We start from the raw sequence: 6,635 nt of genomic DNA, 5'->3' as shown, positions 1-6,635 counted from the left end.
ATAAAAATACATTATTATATTGGGTAATATAATTTGCAGTCATCAGATGGGTAGAGTTTGCGGTTTAACACTTCGGCAAGTGAATATTTCACATTATTATTGAAATGGATATTTAACTCTTCATACAACATTGCGAAAATATGAAGAAGTATACTATTTGATTCAAAATACTCAGCATCTGTATTAAAGGATAAATCTAATAGACGTTCAATCTGTTTATAATATTGATTCACATCAACATTATGAATAATGTATTGATCATGTGTATCTTTTGTAAGGGAATAAAAATATTGTTCCGCATTAATACCTAAGAAATTGACCCATCCATATTTCCATGGATGGTTTTTATCTGCTTGATAGGTAGCCACCTTATTGGCAGGAATGAGGAAAATATCTCCTGCCTTGACATCAAAGGAATGTTCATTAATAGTCAGTTGTCCTTTTCCAGAGAAGACAAAATGCATCACATAATAAGATCTTACAATAGGTCCATAGGTATATTCACTTTTACATTGTTCTATTCCAGCACTGTATAAAGACAAATCTGTATTGGCTTTATAGGTTTTGCTGTGAATACGTTCTTTATATTCTTTCATATGATCCCCTAAGTTAGTTTTTTCCATATATTCGTTATGTATTTCTATTCTTATTATATTCTTGGCGTTGTTTAATGTAAATAAAGTGAGGGTTATGTATGAAAAATAGAAAACAAGCATATCATATAGAAACAGAAAAAGGGTTGATCAATGACCCGAATGGGCTTTCCTATTTTAAAGGAAAGTATTATGTCTTTTTCCAATGGAATCCTAATGCGACAGACCACTCATATAAAGTATGGGGAAAAACAACCTCTCAAGACCTTGTTCATTGGAGTGAGCCTGTTATCGCATTACAAGCGTCTGAAGCTTATGACAAGGATGGGACGTATTCAGGAAGTGCAGTCAGTGATGGTGAGACACTATCTCTTTATTATACGGGAAATGTGAAGAGAGAAGGCGTAAGATATCCTGAACAATGTCTTGCACAATCAAAGGATGGTGTTCACTTTAAGAAATATGGTTCTGTACTCTCTCTTCCTGATGATTATACAGGTCATTTTAGAGATCCTAAAGTGACTAAGGAGGATGTCTGGAAAATGATTATAGGAGGACAGAATAAGAAGACTGGAAAAGGAGATATTATTCAATATACATCAATAGATGGAACCTCTTTTAAGTTTAATAAAATTATTGGAATATCTAAACAGTATGAAATGATAGAATGTCCTGACTTATTTACACTTGATGCTCATGAAGTATTAATGTATGGCCTACAGTCAAGAAATAATGATACAGATGAATGTCTTGATGCACACGCTGTTTATTTAATAGATAGATTGAGTGATTTAGATAAAGGAATGCATATGGATGAAGGGTATGATTTTTATGCACCACAAACATTTGTGGATGCTCAAGGAAGACGTATTATGCTTGCCTGGATGTCACGTTTTAGTGATGCGCAAGAAGCAGAATTCGCTAAGGATGGACATATTCATTGTTTAACAATGCCTCGTGAATTATCTGTAAAAAAAGGAAAATTGATACAGTCACCTGTAAGGGAGATGTATGAATTATGCCATGAAATTCCTTATACGAATCATATGAAAATACAAAGACAGGCGATGATAGAAATCAGTCCCTTGGAACATATATCTTTTTCAATCAATAAGGAATTAAGCATTCACTTTGATGAAGGCATAAGTATTGAACGCTATGATTGGGCAGAACAGATATATCAAAAGAAATCATGGCCTATAAAAATCAATCATATGGAAATATGGCTGGATACATCAAGTGTAGAAATATTTGCGAATAACGGAGAGTTTGTTTATTCTGCACGTCTTGATCCACAGGCTGAAGACTTACTTCTTGCAAGTAGTAAAGAATCACAAAATATCAACGTATACAGATTGGAGATTTAAAATGATTACAATAAATAATAGTATAATTCATCTTAGAAATACACATATTAGTTATATATTAGAAGTATTAGATCAAAAGTACATTTTACAAAGATATATAGGGAAACCACTTCGTCATTATCATAAAAGTCCAATGACTTACTACAAACGCGGCTACAATACTGAACATGATGTCAGTATCGAAAATGCATCTTTTGATGATCTTCCTTTTCTCTATCCACAATTAGGTCATGGAGATTATCGCATACCTGCCATTGAAGTAGAAGCACACCATCAACGTTATTGTGAATTATTGTTGAAGGAAGTGCATGTGCTAGATGAAAAGAAGACTCTTCCAGGCTTACCTTCACTTAAAAGTCATGGCAGAAGTGAGACACTAGAAGTAGTCTATGAAGATAAGCATATTGGCTTAGAAGTTAGTCAATATATCACTATTTATGAGGATTTAGGAGTTCTTTCGTTTTCAGCTTCTTTTAGAAGCTGTAAAGAAGATCTTATTCTTTATAATACACAATCTGTTTCTTTAGAACTTCCATCACAGGATTATCAAGTGATGACAATGTATGGCTTACATGCAAAAGAAGGCAATATTCAGCTATCTGCACTTAATACAGGTATATTTCAAATAGAAAGTACAAGAGGCAGCAGTAGTCCACAAATGCATCCATTTGCGGCATTAATATCAGGTTCTGATATATATGCAATGCATTTTATTTATAGTGGAAATTATTGTTGCAAGATACAAAAGGATTCATTTGGAAAAGTGCGTATGCAGATGGGTTTACATCCTTCTATGAATAATTGGCACTTACATAAAGGAGAAGAATTCTATACACCTGAAGTTGTCGTGAATTATAGTAATACAGGCTTAGAAGGAATGAGAATGAACTTCCATAAACTTTATCGTCATCACTTATTACCACAATCACAGGAATTACCTCCTGTATTATTAAATACCTGGGAAGCTATGTATTATGATGTGTCTTTAGAAAAGATTGAAGAACAGGCCAAATGTGCGAGTGAACTAGGTATTGAATTATTTGTGTTAGATGATGGCTGGTTTAGAAAAGAAAATAATAGTCGTAATTCTATGGGAGACTGGAAATGTAATACAAGCAAACTTCCAGGTGGTATACAAAAAGCTGCTGAACTTGTTAAATCATATGGTTTGAAGTTTGGCTTATGGTTTGAACCAGAAGCAATTAGTAAAAACAGTGATTTATATATACACCATCCAGATTATGCATTATCAGTAGATGGATATGAACCTACTTTAGGTCGTCATGAATATCTTCTTGATTTATCTAGAGAAGATGTCCAGAATTATTTAATTCATATGCTTGATTCTTATCTTTCTACTGGACTTATTGATTATATCAAATGGGATATGAATAGACCGATGAGTGATGTATGTTCTCATATCTCTAAGTATAGTACAGAAGTGGCTCATAGATATATGCTTGGTCTTTATCATGTGCTTGATGTGATTACGTCTCGTTATCCAGATGTTCTTTTTGAAGGATGTTCAAGTGGAGGTGCACGTTTTGATCCAGGTATCTTATGTTATATGCAGCAGAACTGGGCCAGTGATAATACGGATGCACTCGATCGTAGTGTGATTCAAGATAGTTTTAGTCTGCTTTATCCACAATCAGTGATAGGTGCACATATCAGTGCTGTTCCTAATCACCAGACTGGGCGTATTACATCCTTAGAGACACGTTATGATATCGCAAAACTATTTAATTTAGGTTATGAACTTGATCTTACAAAGTGTACAGATGATGAATTAGATGATATTAAGAAGCAGATTCAGGAATATAAAACAATAAGAAAAGAAACACTCAACGGTGAATTACATGCCATTGAATGTGATGAAAATCATTTAGGCTGGGAAGTAGTCAGTCTTGATAGAAAGACTGTTTATGTTGTCATAATGACTCGTTTTTATAATCCTCTGACTGCTCAGAAGTACTTTAAGTTAACATACTTAGATGAAGATTCTGATTATTTAGAATGTCATACACAAGAAATCTATGGTGGAGATGAGCTGCAGCATATGGGCTTATGTGTACCTTTAGAACATGGTGATTTTAAAACTTACACATTTATATTAAAAAAAGTATAAACGGTTAGAAAAAGCCATATTTATATTATGTTATTCCATTCAATTAATGCGCTTTACGAGGTATAAATATAATCAGTAAAGCGCTTAACAAATTAAAAAGGAAAGGTTAGAAAAATGAACGATAAAGAACTTGCATTAAAGATTATTGAATTAACTGGTTCAAAAGAAAACATTAGTTCAGTAAGACATTGCGCAACAAGATTGCGTTTAGTAGTAAAAAACAAAGATAAAATCAATGTGAAAGCAATTGAATCTTTAAATAAGGTAAAAGGATCATTCTTCAATTCAGGACAGTATCAGATTATTCTAGGGACAGGTTTAGTAAATCGTGTCTATGATGAAGTAATCAAGGTGACTGGAGAAGAAGGTAATAACAACGATGAAAAAATAGTATATGGAAATAAATTCCAAAGAGCTATTAGAACATTCTCTGATGTCTTTGTACCAATTATTCCTGTACTTGTTGCAACAGGTTTATTCATGGGTCTAAGAGGCTTATTGACTCAAGAAGCTATCTTGCATCTTTTTGGTTTAACAACTAAGAGTGTTCCTACAAACTTACTTACATTTACACAGGTATTAACGGATACCGCATTCGCATTCCTTCCTGCACTTGTATGCTGGTCAACATTTAAAAACTTTGGTGGCAGTTCTGTAATTGGAATTGTATTAGGTTTAATGCTTGTAAGTCCTAGTCTTCCAAGTGCATATGATGTTGGTTCTGGTGCTGCAAAACCACTGATGTTCTTCAATTTCTTAAAGGTATCTGGTTATCAGGGTTCTGTATTACCTGCCTTTGTGACAGGTATTCTTGGTGCCAATATGGAGAAATGGTTAAGAAAACGTATTCCAGATGCATTAGATCTTATTCTTACTCCATTTCTTACATTACTTATTGGTATGACAGTTGCATTATTTGCGATTGGTCCAGTTCTTCATACAGTTGAAACAGGTGTATTATTTGTAGTTGAAAAATTATTGCAGTTACCTTTAGGTCTTGGTGGTTTATTATACGGAAGCTTTGGACAGTTACTTGGTATCTTTGGTATTCATCATATCTTAAACTTCTTAGAAATCAGTATGTTAGCTAATGATGGCTGGAACTATTTAAACCCAATTGGTACTTGTGGAAACATTGCGCAGGCAGGTGCTGTATTAGCTATCGCAATTAAAGTTCATGATCAGAAAATGAAACAGGTTGCTTATCCATCTGCTTTATCTGCTGCATTAGGTATTACTGAACCTGCAGTATTTGGTGTCAACCTTCGTTTAGTAAAACCATTTATCGCTGCAATGATTGGTGGAGGTGTTGGTGGATTCCTTGCTTCTATCTTCCATCTTAAAGCAACAGGTATGGGTATTACAGGTATTCCTGGTACATTACTTTACTTAAATGAACAGTTACCATTCTATATTCTTGTTAACTTAGTCGCATTTGCGGTGGCTTTCTCTATTACATGGTTATTCTGTGTTCCTAAGGAAGAAAAAGAAGAAGTTGTAGAACCAAAAGAAGAAAAAGAAGTTTCTAGTGAATCCTTATTTGCGATTGCATCAGGAGTGCGATTGAAATGAGTGCAATCAAGGATCCTATGTTTGCAGAAGGTATTATGGGACCATGTGCAGCTATTGAACCAGCTGATGGTAAGATCTATGCTCCTGCAGATGGTACAATCAGCTTTATCAGTGAATCAGAACATGCAATTGGAATCATCACAAATGAAGGTGCAGAACTTCTTCTACATTTAGGTATTGATACAGTAAAAATTACCGATGAAAAAGTATTTGATACAAAAGTCACAATGGGACAGAAAGTCAAGAAGGGTGATCTTCTTACTGTAATGGACTTAGATGGAGTAGAAAGACATCAGTGCCAGAAAACAGTTATTACGATTGTTACTAACTATAACAGCTATACTGATATTGCTCAGGTGAAAACAGGCTCAATTACGTCTGATGATATTATTATGGAGTTATCACTTTAGTCAGTTCTTTGAACTGACTTTTTTGGAGAAAGCTCCTCTTTTGCAAATGGGTGGTAAGTAGCAATTTGTTACAGGCAATGCTATAATTAGAATGCTTGTAGAAAGGCAAGCTCTTGAAGAGCTTCATGAGGTGAATAACCATCAAGAGGAACTTGGCGGTTCTGGTTATTCATCTCGTGAAACTCCGAACCGCCAAATACAAATGAATAAAAAAGAACGTAGAAAATATTCATCTTTACGTTCGTTTACTTGGTCTGAAAATCAAGAGAAATCAGAAGGACAATTGCTTGTTGAAAATACTGTTCAAGAATGGTACAACGCTAAACATGCAACATCATCTGTTTCAGAAATAGAATTTATAAATTCTTTAGACATAAAACAATGTCCATTCTGTGGATCTCATGATTTTACAAAGTATGGGCATAAGAAAGACGGAACACAAAGATATATTTGTAAAGGATGTGGTAAACGCTTCACACCTTTGACAAATACAATCGGAGGTGCGGACAATTTCTTGGACCTGTTATTTAAATAAGATCCAGTAATTGTCTGTACTCTTTTGGAC

Annotated in this window: 6 protein-coding genes; 5 read left to right on the top strand and 1 reads right to left on the bottom strand. The window is 34.2% G+C overall.

Going from position 1 to position 6,635, the window contains the following annotated elements:
* Nucleotides 1–14: 14 nt before the first annotated feature.
* Nucleotides 15–596 carry an AraC family ligand binding domain-containing protein gene (locus tag ACFOZZ_RS12475; RefSeq protein ID WP_376815350.1) on the bottom strand — a complete coding sequence of 194 codons (582 nt, stop codon included), beginning with the start codon at nt 594–596 and terminating at the stop codon, nt 15–17.
* Between the two features lie 98 nt (nt 597–694).
* On the opposite strand from ACFOZZ_RS12475, the gene ACFOZZ_RS12470 reads away from it, so the two are divergent.
* The 5 genes from ACFOZZ_RS12470 to ACFOZZ_RS12450 all read left to right on the top strand — a co-directional run bounded on the left by ACFOZZ_RS12470 (nt 695) and on the right by ACFOZZ_RS12450 (nt 6,605).
* Nucleotides 695–1,960 (top strand): glycoside hydrolase family 32 protein, encoded by a 1,266-nt coding sequence (locus ACFOZZ_RS12470; RefSeq protein ID WP_376815349.1) that lies wholly within the window; start codon nt 695–697, stop codon nt 1,958–1,960.
* A 1-nt stretch (nt 1,961) separates the two neighbouring features.
* Nucleotides 1,962–4,088 carry an alpha-galactosidase gene (locus ACFOZZ_RS12465; RefSeq protein ID WP_376815348.1) on the top strand — a complete coding sequence of 709 codons (2,127 nt, stop codon included), beginning with the start codon at nt 1,962–1,964 and terminating at the stop codon, nt 4,086–4,088.
* A gap of 114 nt (nt 4,089–4,202) precedes the next feature.
* Nucleotides 4,203–5,660 (top strand): sucrose-specific PTS transporter subunit IIBC, encoded by a 1,458-nt coding sequence (locus ACFOZZ_RS12460; RefSeq protein ID WP_376815347.1) that lies wholly within the window; start codon nt 4,203–4,205, stop codon nt 5,658–5,660.
* On the top strand, nt 5,657–6,070 hold the full coding sequence (locus tag ACFOZZ_RS12455) for a PTS sugar transporter subunit IIA (RefSeq protein ID WP_376815346.1): 414 nt from the start codon (nt 5,657–5,659) through the stop codon (nt 6,068–6,070). The genes ACFOZZ_RS12460 and ACFOZZ_RS12455 overlap by 4 nt, the downstream gene beginning before the upstream one ends.
* Nucleotides 6,071–6,200: 130 nt before the next feature.
* Entirely contained in the window at nt 6,201–6,605 is a 405-nt protein-coding gene (locus tag ACFOZZ_RS12450; protein ID WP_376815345.1) for a transposase-like zinc-binding domain-containing protein, read from the top strand.
* Nucleotides 6,606–6,635 lie beyond the last annotated feature (30 nt).

Origin of the sequence: Catenibacterium sp. GCM10023432, assembly GCF_042651925.1 — a bacterium.
GTDB lineage: Bacteria > Bacillota_I > Bacilli_A > Erysipelotrichales > Coprobacillaceae > Catenibacterium > Catenibacterium mitsuoka.
This window is presented reverse-complemented; position numbering and strand designations above follow the sequence as displayed.

Excerpts from the sequence above, each read along its gene's own strand:
- ACFOZZ_RS12475 (WP_376815350.1), bottom strand. The coding sequence starts at position 596 with ATGAAAGAATATAAAGAACGTATTCACAGCAAAACCTATAAAGCCAAT.
- ACFOZZ_RS12470 (WP_376815349.1), top strand. The coding sequence starts at position 695 with ATGAAAAATAGAAAACAAGCATATCATATAGAAACAGAAAAAGGGTTG.
- ACFOZZ_RS12465 (WP_376815348.1), top strand. The coding sequence starts at position 1,962 with ATGATTACAATAAATAATAGTATAATTCATCTTAGAAATACACATATT.
- ACFOZZ_RS12460 (WP_376815347.1), top strand. The coding sequence starts at position 4,203 with ATGAACGATAAAGAACTTGCATTAAAGATTATTGAATTAACTGGTTCA.
- ACFOZZ_RS12455 (WP_376815346.1), top strand. The coding sequence starts at position 5,657 with ATGAGTGCAATCAAGGATCCTATGTTTGCAGAAGGTATTATGGGACCA.